Source organism: Halomonas sp. HG01, assembly GCF_000968715.2.
Classification (GTDB): domain Bacteria; phylum Pseudomonadota; class Gammaproteobacteria; order Pseudomonadales; family Halomonadaceae; genus Halomonas; species Halomonas halophila.
The window spans coordinates 3329647-3347559 of sequence record NZ_CP022134.1 but is presented as its reverse complement, the minus strand read 5'-3'; the positions used below and the strand labels follow the sequence as shown (position 1 = coordinate 3347559).

Below are 17913 nucleotides of genomic sequence, written 5' to 3'. Positions count from 1 at the left end.
CCCTCTCTTCCCGCCCTCGGCGGCTGGCAAAAGCCGGCAGCCTAGCACGCCCGCGTTCAGCGCCCCAGCAGGTCGTCCCGGAAGCCGTCGCCCAGCGGCGCCTCGCCGAGCCAGATGCCGAACAGGGCATCGGCCAGCGCCGGCTCTGGCCGCGCATAGAGCGACTCGCCGTTCAGGGCCAGGCTCAGGGTCTCGCCGTCCCAGGTCAGGGCGTAGCGGTCGCCCGGCGAGACGTCGCGGTAGCGGGCGTTGAAGGCCGACAGCGCCGGCTCGAGCGATCGGAAGTCGGCCGCGCCGAGCTGGTCGCGGAGGGTATCGCGGGTAACCTCGGCGAAGTCGCCGGCCTCGATGGCGTGGAAGTACTCGAGTTCCAGGCGCCGCGGCACGTTGCCCGACTGGGGCGCGGGCCGTGGAAAGCCTTCGGCCTGGTAGTAGGCGCCGGCGTAGGCGTCCCAGATCATGTAGCGGAACAGCCCGTGGCCGATCATCCGGAAGGGGCGCCCGTCGACCTGCTGGACGGCGGCGAAGCGGGCGTTCTTGACCACCACCTCCGCGCCGGCGGGCATGGCGGCAAGGCCCGTGGCCAGCGCCAGGGCAAACATGAGGGCGGCGAAGGGCAGGCGCAGCATCGGCATGAAGACATCCTCCAGAGTGGCTATCACTCATACCGACACCGCTTTTCTGTAATGGTTCTGTATAACTATGGCCCTTCGCGTGAGGCCGTTACCAGCTGCGGCACAGCATGACGTCACAGTGCGGCTCGGCCAGGAGTCGCTCGGTGATCTGGCTCTGGCGGCCGAGCTGGCCGCGGCTGCCCAGCGCCAGCAGCTGGGGCGGCTGGCGGCGCAGGCGAGTCAGCAGCACGTCCAGCGGGTCGCCCTGTTCGAGCTCCAGCTCCACCTCGGGCACGCGCTCCAATTCGCCCATCAGCTGCTCGGTCTCCTGCTCCAGGTGGCGGCGCAGCGTGGCGACCTCACGGTCGCGCCAGCGGGCGTAGTCGCTCGACGAGCCCAGCTCCCGCTCGCCGGGGATGTTCCAGGCGTGCAGCAGGGTCAGCCGGCTCTCGGGGAAGCGCTTGAGGGTCTCGCGCAGGGTGCGGCGGCAGGTCAGCGAGAAGTCGACCGGCACCAGGATGTCCTGCCACGACTGGGTGGCGGGGTGGCTCACCGAGAGCACCGGACAGGGCGCGCCGCGCAGCACCCGCGCCAGGGTGGTGCCGGTGACCAGGTCCGGCTGGCCGCGCTTGCGGTGGGCGCCGAGGATGATCATGTCGGCCTCGCGCTCGTGGGCCTCGCGGATGATCTCGGCGTAGGGCGCGCCGGCCACGGTCTGGATCAGGCTGGCCGGCTCGGCGAGGGCGTAGTCCTCGCGGATGTCGGTGAGGGTGGCGGCGATGTCCGCCACCACGGCTTCCTCGAGGTCGTGCAGGACCCGCCGGGGCAGGTAGGGGTCGAGCACGTGGACGACGTCGAGCCGGGCGCCGGTCTCGTTCGCCAGCCGGATGGCGCGGGCGAAGGCGGCGCGGTTCTCGGCGGAGAGATCGCAGGCGAACAGCAGGGTGCGGGACATGGCACAACCCTCGTACGGCCGGAAGATGACCGTTTCAGGATGGGTGGCTGCCGCCGCCCCTGCAAGCTGGGTTTTTCGGTACTGCCCGGTTGCGCCTCGTTACCACAGGGCGTGGAAGTGATGCACCGGCCCGCGGCCCTGGCCCACCGTCAGCTGCGGGCTGGCATCGAGGGCGGCATGCAGCCAGCGCTTGGCCTCGCCGATGGCGCCGACGATGGCGTCGCCGTCGGCGCCGGGCGGGAGATGCGCGAGCTGCGCGGCGATGGCCGAGGACAGCGCACAGCCGGTGCCGTGCAGGTTCTCGGTGGCGATGCGCGGCGCCGGCAGCCACTGGCTGCGTTCGGGCGTGGCCAGCAGGTCGGGGCAGGTCGCGCCGCTCAGGTGGCCGCCCTTGAGCAGCACGTAGGGCGCCTCGAGGGCCTGCAGGGCGGGCAGCATGGCCTCCATGGCGTCCGGGCTGCGCGGCGTCTCGGCGTCGAGCAGCACCGCGGCCTCGGGCAGGTTGGGCGTGATGACATCGGCCAGCGGCACCAGCACGTCGCGCACCGCGGCGATGCCGGCGGCGTCGACCAGGATGTCGCCGCTCTTGGCCACCATCACCGGGTCGAGTACGATCCAGCGCGGGCGGCGGCGGCCGAGCACCTCGGCCAGCGTCTCGGCCACGGCGCGGTCGGCGACCATGCCGATCTTCACCGCGTCGATGCGCACGTCGTCGAGCAGGTTCTCGAGCTGCTCGCCGATCACCGGCGCCGGCACCGGGTGGACGGCGGCCACGCCCCGGGTGTTCTGGGCGATCACCGCGGTGATGACGTTGGTGGCGTAGGTGCCCAGCGCCGAGAGCGTCTTGAGGTCGCCCTGCAGGCCCGCGCCGCCGGAGGGGTCGGAGCCGGCGATGGTAAGCGTATGGGGAATGGAGGACATCGTATGTCGTCTCGTGGCGTGAATCCGGCGCCTAGCATACGCCAGCGGCCGGGCAGGCGGCCATGCTGAGCCTCTTTATGATCGCCCTGGCCAGCGCCACCCTGCTGCCCGGCGGCTCCGAGGCATGGCTGGCCCGGCAGTGGTGCCAGGGCGGGGCGCTGCCGGCGCTGTGGGCGGCGGCCACCGCGGGCAACGTGCTGGGCAGCCTGATCAACGTGGCGCTGGGCCGCTATGCCCGGCACTTTCAGGATCGCCGCTGGTTCCCGGTCTCGCCGCGTGGCCTGGCACGGGCGGAGCGCGGCTACCGGCGCTTCGGCGAGGCCAGCCTGCTGCTCTCGTGGGCCCCGGTGATCGGCGATCCGCTGACCGTGCTGGCGGGCATCTTCCGACTGCCCTGGTGGCGGGCCACGCTGTGGATCCTGGTGGCCAAGGGCGGGCGCTATGCGCTGGTGCTGGCGATGGCCGAGGCCTGGCTGGCGTCCTACTGCGGATAGGCGGGACCCTGCAAACGCAGCAGGGCCGCCCGAAGGCGGCCCTGCTGGGAAGAGGTGGCACCAGGACGGGCGCCGGATCAGCCCGTCTGATGCGCCCGGTCGCCGTAATGGTGACCGGGCCGGCGGCCTTACTCCGCGCTGGTGGTGTCGCCTTCCGGGTTGCGGGCGTTGTAGTAGGCCTGCTCGGAGATGGCGTGGTAGTTCTCCACCTTCTCCTGGAAGGCGCGGTAGGACTCGTAGATCTTGCCGGCCATCTCGCTGGACTCGGCCAGCTCGGCGACCACGTCCGCGGAGTGCTCCTTGGCCTGGGCCAGCACGTCGTCCGGCAGACGGCGCAGCTCGACGTCGTGCTCGTTGATCAGCGTCTCCAGGGCGTCGTTGTTGCGGGCGGTGTACTCGTCCAGCACGTCGGCGTTCACGTCGCGGATGGCGGTGCGCAGGATCGCCTGGAGATCGTCCGGCAGCGATGCCATGGCCTCGTCGTTGACGATCGCCTCGAACATCACGGTCGGCTCGTGCCAGCCCGGATAGTAGTAGTAGTCCGCGGCCTGGTGGAGGCCGAAGGCCAGGTCGTTGTAGGGGCCGATCCACTCGGTGGCATCGATGGCGCCGGACTGCAGCGAGGTGAAGATCTCGCCGCCGGGCATGTTGACGATCGCCACGCCCATGCGGTTCATGACCTCGCCGCCCAGGCCCGGCATGCGCATCTTCAGGCCGTCGAGATCGTCGACCGAGTTGATCTCCTCGTTGTACCAGCCGCCCATCTGCACGCCGGAGGCACCGGCGGCCATGACGTCGACCCCGAACGGCTCGTAGAGCTCGTTCCACAGCTCCAGGCCGCCGCCGTAGTGCAGCCAGGCGTTCATCTCCTGGGCGTTCATGCCGAACGGCACGGCGGCGAAGAACTGGGCCGCCGGCGCCTTGCCCTTCCAGTAGTAGGAGGCGGAGTGGCCCAGCTCGGCGGTGCCCTCGGACACGGCGTCGAAGACCTCGAAACCCGGCACCAGCTGGCCGGCGCCGAACACCTCGATGGTCAGCCGGCCGTCGGACATCTGGTCGACCAGCTCGGCGAGGCGCTCGGGGCCCTGGCCGACGCCGGGGAAGTTCTTCGGCCAGGAGGTCACCATCTTCCACTCGAAGGTCTCCTGGGCCTGAGCCTGGGCTCCGACGAGCAGTAGGCCGGTGGCGGCACCGGCGAGGGTAATGGCGTTGGCGAGTGACGTGCGTTGCATGCTTGCTCCCTAGATCTGTTGTGGCGTTGTTGAACCGGGGATTCCGGCAGGGCAGGGCTTGCACAAGGCTCGGCCGGGCCGAGCCGTCGTGGGAAGGACGGTGAGTCGCTTCCGACACTGTAGTCGTCGGCGCCCGCGTCTCGTCCACGGGGCGCCAACGCTGCGCTGGGGCCGGTGCCGCTAGAACTGCTGCGGCAACCAGGTGGCCAGCTGCGGGAAGAACGACAGCGCGATGAGCATCGCCAGCTGCAGGGCGATGAACGGCATCACGCCGCGGTAGATGGCCGAGGTCGGCACCGAATCCGGGGCCACCCCGCGCAGGTAGAACAGCGCGAAGCCGAACGGCGGCGTCAGGAACGAGGTCTGCAGGTTGATGGCGATCATGATGCCCAGCCACACCGGGTCGAGGCCCATGGCCAGCAGGATCGGGCCGACGATCGGCACCACCACGAAGGTGATCTCGATGAAGTCGAGGATGAAACCGAGCAGGAAGATCACCAGCATCACGATGATGGTGGCGCCGACCACGCCGCCGGGCATGCTCTCGAACAGGTGGGTGACCAGCTCCTCGCCGCCGTAGGCGCGGAACACCAGCGAGAACAGCGCCGCGCCGATCAGGATCAGGAACACCATGGTGGTGACGTCCACGGTGGAGCGCAGCACCTCCTTGAGGGTGGCCATGTCCAGGCGGCGATAGGCCAGGGCCAGCACCAGCGCGCCGAAGGCGCCAACCGCGGAGGCCTCGGTGGGCGTGGCGAAACCGCCGAGGATCGAGCCCAGCACCACCACGATCAGCACGATCGGCGGCACCAGCCCCTTGAGCAGCAGCAGGCCGAGGCCGCCCTGGTGGCCGAGCTCCTCCATCAGGTCGCGGCGATCGACGGCCGGGGCGGAGGCGGGCTTGATCCAGGCGGTCACGGCGACGTAGACGATATACAGCCCCACCAGGATCAGGCCGGGCACCAGCGCGCCCATGAACAGGTCACCCACCGAGACGGTCTTGGGACTGAAGATGCCCATCGACAGCTGGGCCTGCTGGTAGGCGGAGGACAGCACGTCGCCCAGCAGCACCAGGGCGATGGAAGGCGGGATGATCTGGCCCAGGGTGCCGGTGGCGCAGATGGTGCCGGTGGCCAGCGGCATGCTGTAGCCGCGCTTGAGCATGGTCGGCAGCGACATCAGGCCCATGGTGACCACGGTGGCGCCGACGATGCCGGTGGAGGCGGCCAGCAGCATGCCGACCACGGTCACCGAGATGCCGAGGCCGCCGCGCAGCGAGCCGAACAGCAACGCCATGGCCTCGAGCAGCGTCTCCGCGACCCGGGATTTCTCCAGCAGCACCCCCATCAGCACGAACAGCGGCACCGCCAGCAGCGTCTGGTTGCTCATGATGCCGTAGAGGCGGTTGGGGAAGGCGGCCAGGTAGCCGCCGTCGAAGTTGGCGTCGACGCCCAGCGCCTCGAGGCCGAAGCCCAGGCCGGCGAAGGCCAGGGCGGTGCCGGCCAGCGACAGGGCGACCGGGTAGCCGAACATCAGGACGGTGCAGATCACGGCGAACAGCACCAGTGGCATGAACTCCAGCATCACAGGTGCTCCTCGTGGTGGTCGGGGACGTCGGCCTCGGGATCGATGCGGCCGATCAGGATCAGCAGGTTACGCGAGGCCTCGACCAGGCCCTGCAGGATCATCAGCCCGGCGAACACCGGGATCAGGGTCTTGAGCAGGAAGATGCCGGGGATGCCGCCGGTGTCCGGCGAGGTCTCGAGGATCGCCCAGGACTTGCTGACGTAGCCCAGGCTGGACAGGATCACGAAGGTCATGAAGGGCAGCAGCAGGAACAATGTGCCCAGCAGGTCGACCAGCGCCTTGCGCTTCGCCGTCATGGCCCGATAGAAGATGTCCACCCGTACGTGGCCGCCGTGGCGCAGGGTGTAGCCGGCGGCCAGCATGAACACCGTGGCGTGCATGTACATCACCGATTCCTGCATGGGGATGCTGTTGATGCTGAAGGCATAGCGCAGCACCACGATCAGGAACTGGACCAGCATCATCAGCAGGATCAGCCAGGACAGGCCGCGGCCGAGCCACTCGGAGAAGCGGTCGAGCCGGGCCAGGAGGCTCGGTAGCTCGTGGGTGGAAGGCATGGGCGATCGCTCGAGGTTGCAAGGATGTCGAGATATTAGCGCCGTGCGTTGAAACGGCCCAGCCGACTATACGGGAATTGGTCAACGCCTGTCAGAAGGCCGGGTGGGACATTGGTCTTACCCCTGCCCCGATGCCGGGGCGCTAGGCGCGGCCCAGGCTGGTGCGGCAGGCGTCGGGGAGCTGGATCTCGATCGCCACCGGCAGGTGGTCGGAGAACAGGTGCTCCAGCACCTCGACCCGGTCGGCCTCCAGGGAGTCGGAGAGCAGGATGTGATCCAGGGCGCGGCGGGGCTGCCAGGAGGGATAGCTCAGCGGTGGGCGCACCGGATGCAGCGGCAGGGCCTCGCGGAAGCGCGAATGGGCGTGGATCTGGTCCGGCGTGCAGTTGAGGTCGCCCATCACCACCACGTGGCGCAGGGGCTGGATCAGCTCGCTGAGGTAGTCGAGCTGGCGCACGCGGCCGCGATGGCTCAGTGCCAGGTGGGCGACGAACACGTGCAGGGCGTCGGGGCCGTCGCCGAAGCGGGCGTGGATGGCGCCGCGCCCGGGCAGGGTGCCGGGCAGGCGGTGCTCCTCGATGCGCGCCGGGGTCAGCTTCGACAGCAGGCCGTTGCTGTGCTGGGCCACGCGACCCAGGTTGCGGTTCAGCTGCTGGTAGTGGTGGGGGAAGCCGGCGTGGCTGGCCAGGTATTCGACCTGATTGACGTGGCCGGAACGGAAGCTGCCGCCGTCCACCTCCTGCAGGCCGACGATGTCGAAGCCGCCGAGCACCTCGCCCATGGCGTCGAGGCGCTCGCCGCGGCGGGGGTGGGGCAGCAGGTGCTGCCAGCCCCGGGTCAGGTAGTGATGGTAGGCCGAGGTCTGGATGCCCACCTGCAGGTTGAAGGTCAGCAGCTTCAGGGGCTTCCCCTGCGGGGCCAGGCCCCTGTCCTCGGCCGGATGGGTCATGTTATTCGGCCCGCTCCTCGCGCACCTGGTCGACCAGGGCGCCGGCGATCTGCGGCATGTTGTCGAGGCTGCCGGCGGTGCTCGGGCTGACCACGAAGCGGCCGTCGACGATCAGCGCCGGCACGCCCATCAGCTTCATGCTGCGCATCCGCGCATGGGCGCGGTTGACTTGGGACTTCACGCCGAAGGCGTCCAGGGCGTCGAGGGCCTCGTCCTCGCTGACCCCGTACTGGCTGAAGAAGGCCGCGATGTCCTCGCTGTCGGTCAGCTGGGCGCCCTGCTCGTGGATGGCGTCGAAGAAATCGCTGTGCATCTGCTGCTGAATGCCCAGCTGCTGCGCCGCATAGAAGGCGGTGGCGTGGCGGTTCCAGGCGCCGCCCATGGTGGCCGGCATGCGCTGGAACTCGACGTCCTCGGGCAGTTCGTCGACCCAGGCGTTGAGGCTGTCTTCCAGGGCGTAACAGTGCGGGCAGCCGTACCAGAAGGCCTCGGTGACCTCGATCTTGCCGTCGGCGACCTGGGTCTGGACCGGCTCGTCGAGCACGGTGTAGTCCTGGCCGGCGACCGGCGCGGCGGAGGCGAAAGTGGACAGGCCGAGGCCGGCCACGGCGACCATCAGTGACTTGAGCATTCGGGGAGTCTCTCCTTGATATGACGTGTGCCTGGCGCCGTCGTTCGAGAACGGCGTTCGCGACCTTGGAGTCGCCGCCGGGCCAGGGGTTCCCTGGCGCCGGCGGTCTCGACGCGGCCAGGCTCAGTGCAGCCCGTGCACGTAGTTGGCGACCGCCTCCATGTCGCGCTCGCTCATCTTGGCCGCGATGTCGCGCATGATAGCGCTTGGATCGTTGGCGCGCTCGCCGGCGGCGAAGGCCTGCAGGGTGGTGACGACATAGTCGCGCTGCTGGCCCGAGAGGGCCGGGTAGCCGGCGCTGCCGATGCCCGCGCCGGTCGGGGTGTGGCAGGCCGCGCAGGCCGGCAGGCCTTTCTCCATGTCGCCGGCGCGGTACAGCTCGCGGCCGCGCTCGACCAGGGCGGGATCGGGGTCGGCCTGGCCCAGCGCCGGCTCCATGCCGGCATAGTAGGCGGCCACGTCCCAGGCGTCCTGATCGGAGAAACCGTCCACCTGGCCAACCATCTGCGGCACCTGGCGGTTGCCATCGCGGATGTCCATGATCTGCTTGGCCAGATAGGAGGCCTGCTGGCCAGCCAGGTTGGGAAAGGCCGGGGTGATGCCGATACCGTCCTGGCCGTGGCAGGCGGCGCAGGCCGCGGCTTTGTCGCGACCCGCGGCGGCGTCGGCGTCGGCCAGGGACGCGGCATGGGTGGCGCCGGAGGCGCCCAGGGTAATGGCCAGGCTTGCCAGAAGCTTTCTCATCGCGAATCCACACTGCCGTTTTGGAGTGGAGCGGGCGGGGTCGCCTGTCGCTGGCGTTGGGTGCACGGTGTATACTGCCGCCCCCGGCCGCAGACAAAATCGACTGCAGTATAAAAGGAACACCGGAATCGCGGAAATGCAACCCGCGACGCCCTTGATCGACGTCAGGAACCCCGCCATGTCGCGCCTCAATTATCAGGCAGCCAGCTTCATCACCAGTGCGCCGACGCTGGCGAAATGTCCCGCCGATGCCGGGGCCGAGGTCGCCTTCGCCGGCCGTTCCAACGCCGGCAAGTCCAGCGCCATCAACGCCCTGACGCGCCAGAAGGCGCTGGCGCGCACCTCCAAGACCCCGGGCCGTACCCAGCTGATCAATTTCTTCTCGCTGGACGAGGGCGACGAGCATCGCCTGGTCGACCTGCCGGGCTACGGCTATGCCAAGGTCCCCGAGCAGGTGAAGCTGGAGTGGCAGCGTCACCTCTCCGACTACCTGCGCCGGCGTGCCTCGCTGCGGGGGCTGGTGCTGCTGATGGACGTGCGCCATCCGCTCACCGAGTTCGACCAGACCCTGCTCGGCTGGGCCGACGAGGCCGACATGCCGGTGCATATCCTGCTGACCAAGGCCGACAAGCTGAAGCGTGGCGCTGCCAAGAACGCCCTGCAGCAGGTGCGCTCGCGGCTGCGCGAGTGGGAGGATCTGGTGACCGTGCAGCTGTTCTCGTCGCTCAAGAAGGACGGCATCGAGGAGGTGCATCAGCGCCTCGACGACTGGCTCTTGGCCGAACCCCGGTAAAAACGGACTGCGCTCGGCCAGGCGGCGTTAACCGCCGTTTTAGAATGCTCATTGACTGCTCGTAAACTCCGCTTCTGCGGCGTCGGTTGCCTTGACCCACAGGGAGGTGGGAAATACGTATGTCCGCCGGGAGCGGACATAGCCCTGGCCGTCGCTCGCCGCGTTTTTCCTCGGGGTTCCCATTTCCCACGCGGATCACGCTCGCCCCAGCCTCTCCAGCAGCGCCGGCAGCTCGCGGATATGTGAGAGCCGGTGCACGCCGGCGGGCATCGCCTCGCCGTGGGGCGTGTCGCCGGCGATCCAGGCCGCCTGCATGCCCAGCCGCACCGCCGGCAGGATGTCCTCCTGCCAGGAATCGCCGATATGCATCGCCCGCTCGGGCGTGGTGCCGAGCTTGGCCAGCGTCATCAGGAAGCAGCGCGGGTCCGGCTTGGGGGCGTGCATCTCGCCGGCGGCGATCGAGACCTCGAAGTGGCGCGACAGCTCGAGCCGGTGGAAGGCCAGGTTGCCGTTGGTGATCGAGGCCAGCCGGTAGCGGCTGCGCAGGTCCTCGAGCATCGGCTCCACCTCCGGATAGGGCGAGACGCGCAGGCGCAGGTGATGGAAGTGTTCCATGGCCGCCAGCGCCCACATCCAGGCCGCCGAGCGCGGCAGGCCGAATTCCTCCAGCAGTGCACACAGCGCCTGCTCGCGAATCCAGGTGAAGTCGCCACGCCGCAGCGGATGGCGCTCAGCCAGCTCGCGCCGGCGGCGCTGGTAGGCCTCGATCGGCATGCGCTCACTGAAGCGGCCCAGTTGATGCTCGCCGCGTTCGGCGAGCCAGGCGGCGAGAGACTCGTCGAGCCAGGCGTAGTGGCCGTCCTCGGTGAGGGTCATCACGCCCTGGTTGTCCCACAGGGTGTCGTCGAGATCGAAGGTCAGGGCCTGTAGCGGGCGCTGGCCGGGGTGGTGGCCGGGGTGGTGGAGAGGGCGTCGGGTCATGGGGAAGTGTCGCTGTCGTCGGGGCGGCGTCGCGCCCGGGGGTGTGCCGCGTCGTACCCGGTGGCCAGATGCTGCCAGTCCAGCCGGGTGTAGACCTGAGTGGTAGACAGGTGGGCATGGCCCAGGAGTTCCTGGACCGCGCGCAGGTCCTGGCTGGATTCGAGCAGGTGGCTGGCGAAGGAATGGCGCAGGCGGTGCGGATGCAGGTGCTCGTCCAGGCCGCGTCGCCGCGCCAGCTGGGCCAGGCGCTGCTGGATCGCCCGATGGCCGAGGCGACGGCCGCGGGCGCCGACGAACAGCGCGCTCTCGCCGTCGCCCGCCAGGGCGCCGCGCACGCTTAGCCAGGCGTCCAGGGCCTGGCGGGCGCGTCCGCCCACCGGCACCTGACGCGGCTTGCCGCCCTTGCCCAGCACCCGCACCCGCTGGGGCTGAAGGTCGCTCAGGTCCAGCGCCGCCAGTTCGGCCAGGCGTAGCCCGCTGGAGTAGAACAGCTCGAGCATGGCCTGGTCACGCACCGCCAGCGGCGAGCCGTCGTGGGGCGTGTCGAGGAAGCGCGCGAGGGCGTCCACGTCCACCGGGCGCGGCAGGTCCTTGGGCGCCTTGGGCGTGCGCACCAGTTCAGTCGGGTTGTGGGCCAGCCGGCCGTCGCGGCGCAGCCATTCGGCGAAGCGCGCCACGGCGGCACGGCGGCGGGCCAGGCTGCGCGGTGCCAGGCCGCGGGCCCGCTCGCCGCCGAGGAAGCGCCGCATCAGGGCCACGTCCAGCGCGCCGCCGTCGTCCACGCCCTGGGCGTCGAGGAAGTCGGTCAGCGCCGCCAGGTCCTGCCGGTAGGCGCTCACCGTGGCCGGGCTCGCGGTGCGGGCGAGCTCGGCGAGGCAGGCCTCGACCTGACGCGCCAGCAGGGTGTCGTCAGCCATGGCGGGCGGGTGCCAGCCGCACCAGCAGGCGGGCGACCACGTCACCGACGTACTCGGTGAACAGGGTGTCCATGCTGGCGCGGAAGTGGTCCGGGTCGGGGCTGGCCAGCACCAGGTAGCCCATGGGCTCGCCCAGTGTCAGCCGCGCCAGGGCGCAGGAGCCGGCCTGTTCGGGCGCCGGCGCATGGGGCAGCAGGCGCTTCCAGTCGCCGGGCGTGAGCCGTACACAGCGGCTGGTGCGGCCGTCGAGCAGCGCATTGAGGCGCCGGGTCGCGTGATCGTCGAGCACCTGGCGGGGGGCCTGGGGCGGGGTCGGCTCGTCGTCGGTGAGCGAGGCCGGGCACCACAGCGCCAGCGCCGGGGTCTGGAAGCGTTCGCTGAACTGGGTCGCCAGCGCCTGGCCGAGGGCGTCGCCGTCCTCGGCCTCGAGCAGCGCCAGCACCAGCTCGCGGGTGCGCCGGTACTGGGCCTCGTTGTGGCGGGCCGACTCGAGCAGCTGCTCGAGCCGGTCTTCGGCCTGCTCGGCGCGGCCGCGCAGGTCGTGCACCAGGCGTTCCAGCAGGGAGGTGGCGCCCCGGGCCTCGGGATGCGGCACCCGGAGCTGCTGCAGCAGGCCCTCGCGGCCGACGAAGAAGTCCGGATGGCGGGCCAGCCACTGGGCGACGACGTCGGGGTCCAGGGTCTTGCGCGGCTCGGGGGCGGCTTGGCTCATGGGCGATCTCTCCTCTGCGTTGGGCGCGCGGTGTTGTCGGTCTTTATGCCAGGGGCACGCGTCCCTCGAAGACCCGCGTGGCGGGTCCGGTCATGGTCAGGTGGGCGTCGTCGCCGGACCAGGCGATCTCCAGGTCGCCGCCGGGCAGGTGCACGGTGACCGGGCTCTCGAGCCAGCCCAGGCGGATGCCGGTGGCCACCGCGGCGCAGGCGCCGGTGCCGCAGGCCAGGGTCTCGCCGCTGCCGCGCTCGTACACCCTCAGCCTGATGTCATGCGGCGACACGACCTGCATGAAGCCGGCGTTGACCCGTTTCGGGAAGCGCGGGTGATGCTCGATGAGCGGGCCCAGGCGCTCCACCGGGGCGCCGTCGACGTCGTCCACCCGCAGCACCGCGTGAGGATTGCCCATTGATACCACGCCGACCTCGAGGGTCTCGCCCTCGACGGTGAGCGCGTGTCGCGGGCGATCCTCGTCGGCCTCGAAGGGCAGCGCCTCGGGGGTGAAGCGCGGGGTGCCCATGTCGACGCGCACCCGCTCGTCCTCCTCGACCACCAGGGTCAGGGGGCCGCCGGCGGTCTCGACGCGGATCTCGTGCTTGTGGGTCAGGCGCTGGTCACGCACGAAGCGGGCGAAGCAGCGGGCACCGTTGCCGCAGTTCTCCACCTCGCTGCCGTCGGCGTTGTAGATCCGGTAGCGGAAGTCCATGTCGGGGTCGCGCGGCGGCTCGACCACCAGCAGCTGGTCGAAGCCGATGCCGAAGCGGCGGTCGGCCAGGGCGCGGATCTGTTCGTCGCGCAGCCGCGCCCGCTGGCTGATCAGGTCGACCACCATGAAGTCGTTGCCCAGCCCGTGCATCTTGGTGAACTGCAGCAGCATCAAGGCGTCTCCGCGCTGTCGTCCGGCAGCACCGCTTCGCCGGCCCACAGGTCCTCGAGCCGCTCGCGGCGGCGCACCAGGTGGGCGCGATCGCCGTCGACCATGACCTCGGCCGGGCGCGGGCGGCTGTTGTAGTTGGAGGCCATGACGAAGCCGTAGGCGCCGGCGGAGCGCACCGCCAGCAGGTCGCCCGGGGCGATGGCCAGCTCGCGGTCCTTGCCGAGGAAGTCGCCGGTCTCGCACACCGGGCCGACCACGTCGTAGGTGTCGCTGGCGCGCTCGCCGGTGGTGTCGACCGCCAGGATCGCCTGCCAGGCCTGGTACAGCGAGGGCCGGATCAGGTCGTTCATGGCCGCGTCGACGATGGCGAAGTTCTTGGTCTCGCCGGGCTTGAGGAACTCGACGCGGGTCAGCAGCACGCCGGCATTGGCGGCGATCGAGCGGCCCGGCTCGAACAGCAGGGTCAGGCGCTCGCTGCCCGGCCAGCACGACAGCCGCTCGAGCAGCGCGGAGGCGTAGTCGAACGGCTGCGGCGGGCGCTCGTCCTGGTAGGTCACGCCGAGGCCGCCTCCAAGGTCCAGATGCTCGATCTCGATGCCGTCCTCGCGCAGCTTCTCGAGCAGCACCAGCAGGCGGTCGAGGGCGTCGAGGAAGGGCGTGGTGTCGGTGAGCTGGGAGCCGATGTGGCAGTCCAGCCCGGCCACCCGGACGTGTTCCATGGCGGCGGCCTGGCGGTAGACCTCGTAGGCCTCGTCCACCGGGATGCCGAACTTGTTGTCCTTGAGCCCGGTGGAGATGTAGGGGTGGGTGCCGGCGTCGACGTCGGGATTGACCCGCAGCGAGACCGGGGCGACCTTGTCCGTGCCCCGAGCCACGGCCTCGAGGCGCTCAAGCTCGGCCCGCGACTCGACGTTGAAGCACTTGATGCCCACCGACAGCGCGCGCTCGAGCTCGTTCTCCTCCTTGGCCACGCCGGAGAACACGATCCTGGCCGGATCGCCGCCGGCCACCAGCACCCGCTCCAGCTCGCCCACCGAGACGATGTCGAAACCGGCACCGAGCCGCGCCAGCAGGTTGAGCACCGCCAGGTTGGAGTTGGCCTTCACCGCGTAGCAGATCAGGTGCGGGTGGCTGCCCAGGGCCTCGGTGTAGGCGCGGAAGTGACGCGCCAGGGTGGCCTTGGAATAGACGTAGCAGGGCGTGCCGAATTCCTCGGCCAGGCGCGGCAGGGCCACGTCTTCCGCGTGGAGCACGCCGTCGCGATATTCGAAATGGTCCATCAGTCTTCCTCGGCGCTGCGTGTGTCGTCGGCGTTGGCGTCGTCGCCCTGGGCATCGTCGTTGCCCTGGGCGTCGTCCTGCGGGTCATTCTGGGGCGCGTAGCGCTCCGCGGCGGCCTCGTCGCCGGGCAGGTAGAGCGGGCCCTTCTGGCCGCAGCCGGCCAGCAGGGCGAGCGTCAGCAGGGCGAGGGGGGCGAGGCGGCGCATCAGCCCTCGCCTCCCGGGGTGTCGGCAGCGGTCAGCGCGGCCAGGGCCTCGCGGGCCCGCTGGGCGGCGGCGCGTACCTGGTCCGGGGCGGTGCCGCCGATGTGATTGCGGGCGGCCACCGAGCCCTCGAGGGTCAGCACCTCAAACACGTCCTGCTCGATGACGTCGGAGAACTGGCGCAGCTCCTCGAGGCTCATGTCGGAGAGGTCCTTGCCCTCGCGCAGCCCGTAGGCCACGGACTGGCCGACGATCTCGTGGGCGTCGCGGAAGGCCACGCCGCGGCACACCAGGTAGTCCGCCAGGTCGGTGGCGGTGGAGAAGCCCTTGCGCGCGGCCTCGCGCATGCTGTCGGCCTTGGCCTCGATGGCCGGCACCATGTCGGCGAACGCCTTGAGGCAGTCCTGCACGGTGGTCACGGCGTCGAACAGCGGCTCCTTGTCCTCCTGGTTATCCTTGTTGTAGGCCAGCGGCTGGGACTTCATCAGCGTCAGCATGCCCATCAGGTGGCCGTAGACGCGGCCGGTCTTGCCGCGCACCAGCTCGGGCACGTCCGGGTTCTTCTTCTGCGGCATGATCGAGGAGCCGGTGCAGAAGCGGTCGGGCAGGTCGATGAAGTCGAACTGGGCGCTGGTCCACAGCACCAGTTCCTCGCTCATGCGCGACAGGTGCATCAGCAGGGTGCTGGCGAAGGCGGTGAACTCGATGGCGAAGTCGCGGTCGCTGACGGCGTCGAGGCTGTTCTCGGCGGGGCGGTTGAAGCCCAGCAGCTCGGCGGTCACGTGGCGGTCGATCGGGTAGGTGGTGCCGGCCAGGGCGGCGGCGCCCAGCGGCAGCACGTTGACCCGCTTGCGGCAGTCGAGCAGGCGTTCGTGGTCGCGGGCGAGCATCTCCTGCCAGGCCAGCAGATGGTGGCCGAAGGTCACCGGCTGGGCGGTCTGCAGGTGGGTGAAGCCGGGCATGATGGTGTCGGCCTCGCGGTCGGCCAGCGCGATCAGCCCCTGGCGCAGGCGGGCGAGTTCGGCGGCCACGGTATCGATCTCGTCGCGCAGGAACAGGCGGATGTCGGTGGCCACCTGATCGTTGCGCGAACGGCCGGTGTGCAGCTTCTTGCCGGTGATGCCGATCTTGTCGGTGAGCCGCGCCTCGATGTTCATGTGCACGTCCTCGAGGTCCACCGACCACTCGAAGGTGCCGGCCTCGATCTCCGCCTGGACCTCGTCGAGGCCTGCCAGGATGGCGTCGCGCTCGTCCTCGGTGAGCACCCCGACCCGTGCCAGCATGGTGGCGTGGGCGCGCGAGCCCTGGATGTCGTGGTGGGCCAGACGCTGGTCGAAGCCGACCGAGGCGGTGAAGCGGGCGACGAAGGCGTCGGTGGGCTCGCTGAAGCGGCCGCCCCAGGACTGGTTGGTGCTATCGTTCGTCGGGGTTTGGCTCATCGGGCTGGCATCCTGCATGACGGTAAGAGGGAGGCGGCGAGCGGCGGGCCGTGCCGGCTTGACATGGCGGAAAGTGTACCAGAGTCCGCGGGTCAGGCGAGGGGGCCGGGCGCTTCCCCGGCCGTCGCCCCGGCGCCCCGCGCATGCCTGGCGGCGACGATCGGAAGGCGGTCCTGGCGGGGCGGCGATTTTCCTGGCCTGCCGGGTCCTTTATGATGAAGTGATATCAGAGATCACCGGGCGCCCGCGCGATGGGAGGCGCCGGCGCTATGAACCGGGACGGAGAGAAGCCTGTGCAAGCCATGACAACGTTGCGTATCGCCACCCGCAAGAGCCAGCTGGCCCTGTGGCAGGCCGAATACGTCCGTGACCGCCTGATGGCGACGCACCCCGAGCTCAAGGTGGAGCTGGTGCCGATGTCCACCCGCGGCGACAAGATCCTCGACACGCCGCTGGCCAAGGTCGGCGGCAAGGGGCTGTTCGTCAAGGAACTCGAGGAGGCGATGCTCGACGGCCGCGCCGACATCGCGGTGCATTCCATGAAGGACGTGCCGATGCATTTCCCCGAGAGCCTGGGGCTGTCGGTGATCCTCGAGGGCGCCGAGCCCACCGACGCCTTCGTCTCCAACCACTACGCTTCCCTGGACGAGCTGCCCGAGGGTGCGCGCATCGGCACTTCCAGCCTGCGCCGCGGCCTGCAGATGCGCGAGGCGCGCCCCGACCTCGAGGTGCTGAGCCTGCGCGGCAACGTCCAGACCCGCCTCGGCAAGCTCGATGACGGCGAGTTCGACGCCATCCTGCTGGCCACCTCCGGGCTCAAGCGCCTGGGGCTCGGCGACCGCATCACCATGGAGCTGCCGCCGGAGGTCTGCCTGCCGGCCTGCGGCCAGGGCGCGCTGGGCATCGAGTGCCGCATGCACGACGCCGAGCTGATCTCGCTGCTGGCGCCGCTGGACGATCCGGCCACCGCCACCCGAGTGCGCGCCGAGCGCGCCATGAACACCCGCCTCGAGGGCGGCTGCCAGGTGCCGATCGGCGGCCATGCGGTGTTCGAGGACGACGGCCAGACCCTGTGGCTGCGCGCCCTGGTCGGCAACCCCGAGGGCACCGAGGTGCTGCGCGCCGAGGGCCGCGGCTCGATCCACGAGCCCGAGGCGCTCGGCATCCGCGTCGCCGAGGAGTTGCTCGAGATGGGCGCCGGCGACATCCTCGCCGAGGTCTACGGCGCCGGCTGATGGCGAGCGCGCCGGTGCTGATCTGTCGCCCCGGCCCCCGGGCCGCGGCGCTGGCCGAGGCCATCGCCTCGCGGGGCTTCGCCGTCGAGCACGGCGAGGCCATGGCCCTGGAGGCTCTGCCGGAAACCGCCGAGCAGCGGGCCGCCTGGCTGGACTTCGATCAGTTCCGGCGGGTGGTGGTGGTCAGTCCCTTCGCCGCCGAATGCCTGGCCGAGGCGCTGGACCGCTACTGGCCGCAGCTGCCGGTGGGCATCGACTACTATGCCGTGGGCGCGGCCACCGCCGAGGTGCTGCACCGCGAGCTGGGCGTGCGCGTGCATGTGCCGCCGGCCGGCGGCGGCGATACCAGCGAGGCGCTGCTCGGCCTGGGGTCGCTCGCGCGACTCGACGAGCAGAAGGTGCTGCTGGCGGCGGGCGAGGGCGGCCGGGCGCTGCTCGGCGAGACGCTCGCCGAAAGGGGGGGGCGACTGACCCGGCTGGCGCTCTATCGCCGCCGCCTGCTCGACCCCGACGCGGCGTTCGCCGGCCGGCTCGCCACGGGCGACTATCGCGCCCTGGTGGTGACCAGCGGAGAAATCCTCGAACATCTGGCAAGATGGTGCTCGCGCGCCGCCTTGCACCAACCGCTAATCGTGTCCAGTACCCGGTTGGCTACACTGGCCGGCACGCTGGGGTTTCGTCGCCCCGTGGTGGCGGCGGGAGCCACGCCCGCCACGCTGGCGAAGGCCGTGGCCGAGGCAGACCCGGAGAGGGCCGATGTCGATCATGACGATCTCGAAAAGGGCTAGCGAC

General features: G+C 70.4%; 19 protein-coding genes and 1 pseudogene. 4 read left to right on the top strand and 16 right to left on the bottom strand.

Features of this window, described 5'->3' with window-relative positions:
• Positions 1-56: 56 nt before the first annotated feature.
• From UN84_RS15855 to thiD, 3 genes are all read right to left on the bottom strand, one after another.
• A complete protein-coding gene (locus tag UN84_RS15855) occupies positions 57-635 on the bottom strand; it encodes a chalcone isomerase family protein (protein WP_035595050.1) in 579 nt (192 codons plus the stop codon).
• A gap of 88 nt (positions 636-723) precedes the next feature.
• Positions 724-1569 (bottom strand): universal stress protein, encoded by an 846-nt coding sequence (locus tag UN84_RS15850; RefSeq protein WP_046078798.1) that lies wholly within the window; start codon positions 1567-1569, stop codon positions 724-726.
• Between the two features lie 99 nt (positions 1570-1668).
• Entirely contained in the window at positions 1669-2490 is an 822-nt protein-coding gene (gene thiD / locus UN84_RS15845; RefSeq protein ID WP_046078797.1) for a bifunctional hydroxymethylpyrimidine kinase/phosphomethylpyrimidine kinase, read from the bottom strand.
• 62 nt (positions 2491-2552) lie between these two features.
• On the opposite strand from thiD, the gene UN84_RS15840 reads away from it, so the two are divergent.
• A complete protein-coding gene (locus UN84_RS15840; protein ID WP_046078796.1) occupies positions 2553-2984 on the top strand; it encodes a YqaA family protein in 432 nt (143 codons plus the stop codon).
• A 128-nt stretch (positions 2985-3112) separates the two neighbouring features.
• Here UN84_RS15840 and UN84_RS15835 read toward each other — a convergent pair whose 3' ends face one another.
• The 6 genes from UN84_RS15835 to UN84_RS15810 form a co-directional block, all read right to left on the bottom strand.
• The gene (locus tag UN84_RS15835) at positions 3113-4216 is read right to left on the bottom strand and encodes a TRAP transporter substrate-binding protein (protein WP_046078795.1); all 1104 of its coding nucleotides are present in this window, start codon (positions 4214-4216) and stop codon (positions 3113-3115) included.
• Between the two features lie 180 nt (positions 4217-4396).
• Positions 4397-5800, bottom strand: a complete 1404-nt coding sequence (locus tag UN84_RS15830) for a TRAP transporter large permease (RefSeq protein ID WP_046078794.1) — start codon at positions 5798-5800, stop codon at positions 4397-4399.
• A complete protein-coding gene (locus tag UN84_RS15825; RefSeq protein WP_035595067.1) occupies positions 5800-6360 on the bottom strand; it encodes a TRAP transporter small permease subunit in 561 nt (186 codons plus the stop codon). The genes UN84_RS15830 and UN84_RS15825 overlap by 1 nt, the downstream gene beginning before the upstream one ends.
• Positions 6361-6502: 142 nt before the next feature.
• Entirely contained in the window at positions 6503-7309 is an 807-nt protein-coding gene (locus UN84_RS15820) for an endonuclease/exonuclease/phosphatase family protein (RefSeq protein ID WP_035595070.1), read from the bottom strand.
• Position 7310: 1 nt separating this feature from the next.
• Positions 7311-7940 carry a thiol:disulfide interchange protein DsbA/DsbL gene (locus UN84_RS15815; RefSeq protein ID WP_035595074.1) on the bottom strand — a complete coding sequence of 210 codons (630 nt, stop codon included), beginning with the start codon at positions 7938-7940 and terminating at the stop codon, positions 7311-7313.
• A 123-nt stretch (positions 7941-8063) separates the two neighbouring features.
• Positions 8064-8684 carry a c-type cytochrome gene (locus UN84_RS15810; protein WP_046078793.1) on the bottom strand — a complete coding sequence of 207 codons (621 nt, stop codon included), beginning with the start codon at positions 8682-8684 and terminating at the stop codon, positions 8064-8066.
• A 178-nt stretch (positions 8685-8862) separates the two neighbouring features.
• Between UN84_RS15810 and yihA the strand changes: the two genes are divergently transcribed.
• On the top strand, positions 8863-9477 hold the full coding sequence (gene yihA, locus UN84_RS15805; RefSeq protein WP_046078792.1) for a ribosome biogenesis GTP-binding protein YihA/YsxC: 615 nt from the start codon (positions 8863-8865) through the stop codon (positions 9475-9477).
• 195 nt (positions 9478-9672) lie between these two features.
• Here yihA and UN84_RS15800 read toward each other — a convergent pair whose 3' ends face one another.
• From UN84_RS15800 to argH, 7 genes and pseudogenes are all read right to left on the bottom strand, one after another.
• Positions 9673-10458 carry an HAD family hydrolase gene (locus tag UN84_RS15800; protein WP_046078791.1) on the bottom strand — a complete coding sequence of 262 codons (786 nt, stop codon included), beginning with the start codon at positions 10456-10458 and terminating at the stop codon, positions 9673-9675.
• Entirely contained in the window at positions 10455-11375 is a 921-nt protein-coding gene (locus UN84_RS15795; RefSeq protein ID WP_046078790.1) for a tyrosine recombinase XerC, read from the bottom strand. The genes UN84_RS15800 and UN84_RS15795 overlap by 4 nt, the downstream gene beginning before the upstream one ends.
• Complete coding sequence (locus UN84_RS15790) at positions 11368-12087, bottom strand: DUF484 family protein (protein ID WP_106488191.1); 720 nt, start codon at positions 12085-12087, stop codon at positions 11368-11370. Before UN84_RS15790 ends, UN84_RS15795 begins: the two co-directional genes overlap by 8 nt.
• A 43-nt stretch (positions 12088-12130) precedes the next feature.
• On the bottom strand, positions 12131-12964 hold the full coding sequence (dapF, locus tag UN84_RS15785) for a diaminopimelate epimerase (RefSeq protein ID WP_046079329.1): 834 nt from the start codon (positions 12962-12964) through the stop codon (positions 12131-12133).
• Positions 12964-14244 carry a diaminopimelate decarboxylase gene (gene lysA, locus UN84_RS15780; protein WP_046079330.1) on the bottom strand — a complete coding sequence of 427 codons (1281 nt, stop codon included), beginning with the start codon at positions 14242-14244 and terminating at the stop codon, positions 12964-12966. The genes dapF and lysA overlap by 1 nt, the downstream gene beginning before the upstream one ends.
• Positions 14245-14345: 101 nt before the next feature.
• Positions 14346-14450, bottom strand: a pseudogene (gene lptM, locus UN84_RS17550) (LPS translocon maturation chaperone LptM); the annotation flags it as partial.
• Positions 14450-15886 carry an argininosuccinate lyase gene (gene argH / locus UN84_RS15770; RefSeq protein WP_046079332.1) on the bottom strand — a complete coding sequence of 479 codons (1437 nt, stop codon included), beginning with the start codon at positions 15884-15886 and terminating at the stop codon, positions 14450-14452. The gene argH and the pseudogene lptM, both read right to left, overlap by 1 nt.
• 302 nt (positions 15887-16188) lie before the next feature.
• On the opposite strand from argH, the gene hemC reads away from it, so the two are divergent.
• Both hemC and UN84_RS15760 read left to right on the top strand, forming a co-directional pair.
• Positions 16189-17121, top strand: a complete 933-nt coding sequence (gene hemC, locus UN84_RS15765; RefSeq protein ID WP_375700492.1) for a hydroxymethylbilane synthase — start codon at positions 16189-16191, stop codon at positions 17119-17121.
• A complete protein-coding gene (locus tag UN84_RS15760; protein WP_046079334.1) occupies positions 17121-17909 on the top strand; it encodes a uroporphyrinogen-III synthase in 789 nt (262 codons plus the stop codon). The genes hemC and UN84_RS15760 overlap by 1 nt, the downstream gene beginning before the upstream one ends.
• The last annotated feature ends 4 nt before the right edge of the window (positions 17910-17913 follow it).

What these genes read in the sequence shown, in the direction of transcription:
- UN84_RS15855 (WP_035595050.1), bottom strand. Translation starts at nt 635, where the DNA reads ATGCCGATGCTGCGCCTGCCCTTCGCCGCCCTCATGTTTGCCCTGGCG.
- UN84_RS15850 (WP_046078798.1), bottom strand. Translation starts at nt 1,569, where the DNA reads ATGTCCCGCACCCTGCTGTTCGCCTGCGATCTCTCCGCCGAGAACCGC.
- thiD (WP_046078797.1), bottom strand. Translation starts at nt 2,490, where the DNA reads ATGTCCTCCATTCCCCATACGCTTACCATCGCCGGCTCCGACCCCTCC.
- UN84_RS15840 (WP_046078796.1), top strand. Translation starts at nt 2,553, where the DNA reads ATGCTGAGCCTCTTTATGATCGCCCTGGCCAGCGCCACCCTGCTGCCC.
- UN84_RS15835 (WP_046078795.1), bottom strand. Translation starts at nt 4,216, where the DNA reads ATGCAACGCACGTCACTCGCCAACGCCATTACCCTCGCCGGTGCCGCC.
- UN84_RS15830 (WP_046078794.1), bottom strand. Translation starts at nt 5,800, where the DNA reads ATGCTGGAGTTCATGCCACTGGTGCTGTTCGCCGTGATCTGCACCGTC.
- UN84_RS15825 (WP_035595067.1), bottom strand. Translation starts at nt 6,360, where the DNA reads ATGCCTTCCACCCACGAGCTACCGAGCCTCCTGGCCCGGCTCGACCGC.
- UN84_RS15820 (WP_035595070.1), bottom strand. Translation starts at nt 7,309, where the DNA reads ATGACCCATCCGGCCGAGGACAGGGGCCTGGCCCCGCAGGGGAAGCCC.
- UN84_RS15815 (WP_035595074.1), bottom strand. Translation starts at nt 7,940, where the DNA reads ATGCTCAAGTCACTGATGGTCGCCGTGGCCGGCCTCGGCCTGTCCACT.
- UN84_RS15810 (WP_046078793.1), bottom strand. Translation starts at nt 8,684, where the DNA reads ATGAGAAAGCTTCTGGCAAGCCTGGCCATTACCCTGGGCGCCTCCGGC.
- yihA (WP_046078792.1), top strand. Translation starts at nt 8,863, where the DNA reads ATGTCGCGCCTCAATTATCAGGCAGCCAGCTTCATCACCAGTGCGCCG.
- UN84_RS15800 (WP_046078791.1), bottom strand. Translation starts at nt 10,458, where the DNA reads ATGACCCGACGCCCTCTCCACCACCCCGGCCACCACCCCGGCCAGCGC.
- UN84_RS15795 (WP_046078790.1), bottom strand. Translation starts at nt 11,375, where the DNA reads ATGGCTGACGACACCCTGCTGGCGCGTCAGGTCGAGGCCTGCCTCGCC.
- UN84_RS15790 (WP_106488191.1), bottom strand. Translation starts at nt 12,087, where the DNA reads ATGAGCCAAGCCGCCCCCGAGCCGCGCAAGACCCTGGACCCCGACGTC.
- dapF (WP_046079329.1), bottom strand. Translation starts at nt 12,964, where the DNA reads ATGCTGCTGCAGTTCACCAAGATGCACGGGCTGGGCAACGACTTCATG.
- lysA (WP_046079330.1), bottom strand. Translation starts at nt 14,244, where the DNA reads ATGGACCATTTCGAATATCGCGACGGCGTGCTCCACGCGGAAGACGTG.
- argH (WP_046079332.1), bottom strand. Translation starts at nt 15,886, where the DNA reads ATGAGCCAAACCCCGACGAACGATAGCACCAACCAGTCCTGGGGCGGC.
- hemC (WP_375700492.1), top strand. Translation starts at nt 16,189, where the DNA reads ATGACAACGTTGCGTATCGCCACCCGCAAGAGCCAGCTGGCCCTGTGG.
- UN84_RS15760 (WP_046079334.1), top strand. Translation starts at nt 17,121, where the DNA reads ATGGCGAGCGCGCCGGTGCTGATCTGTCGCCCCGGCCCCCGGGCCGCG.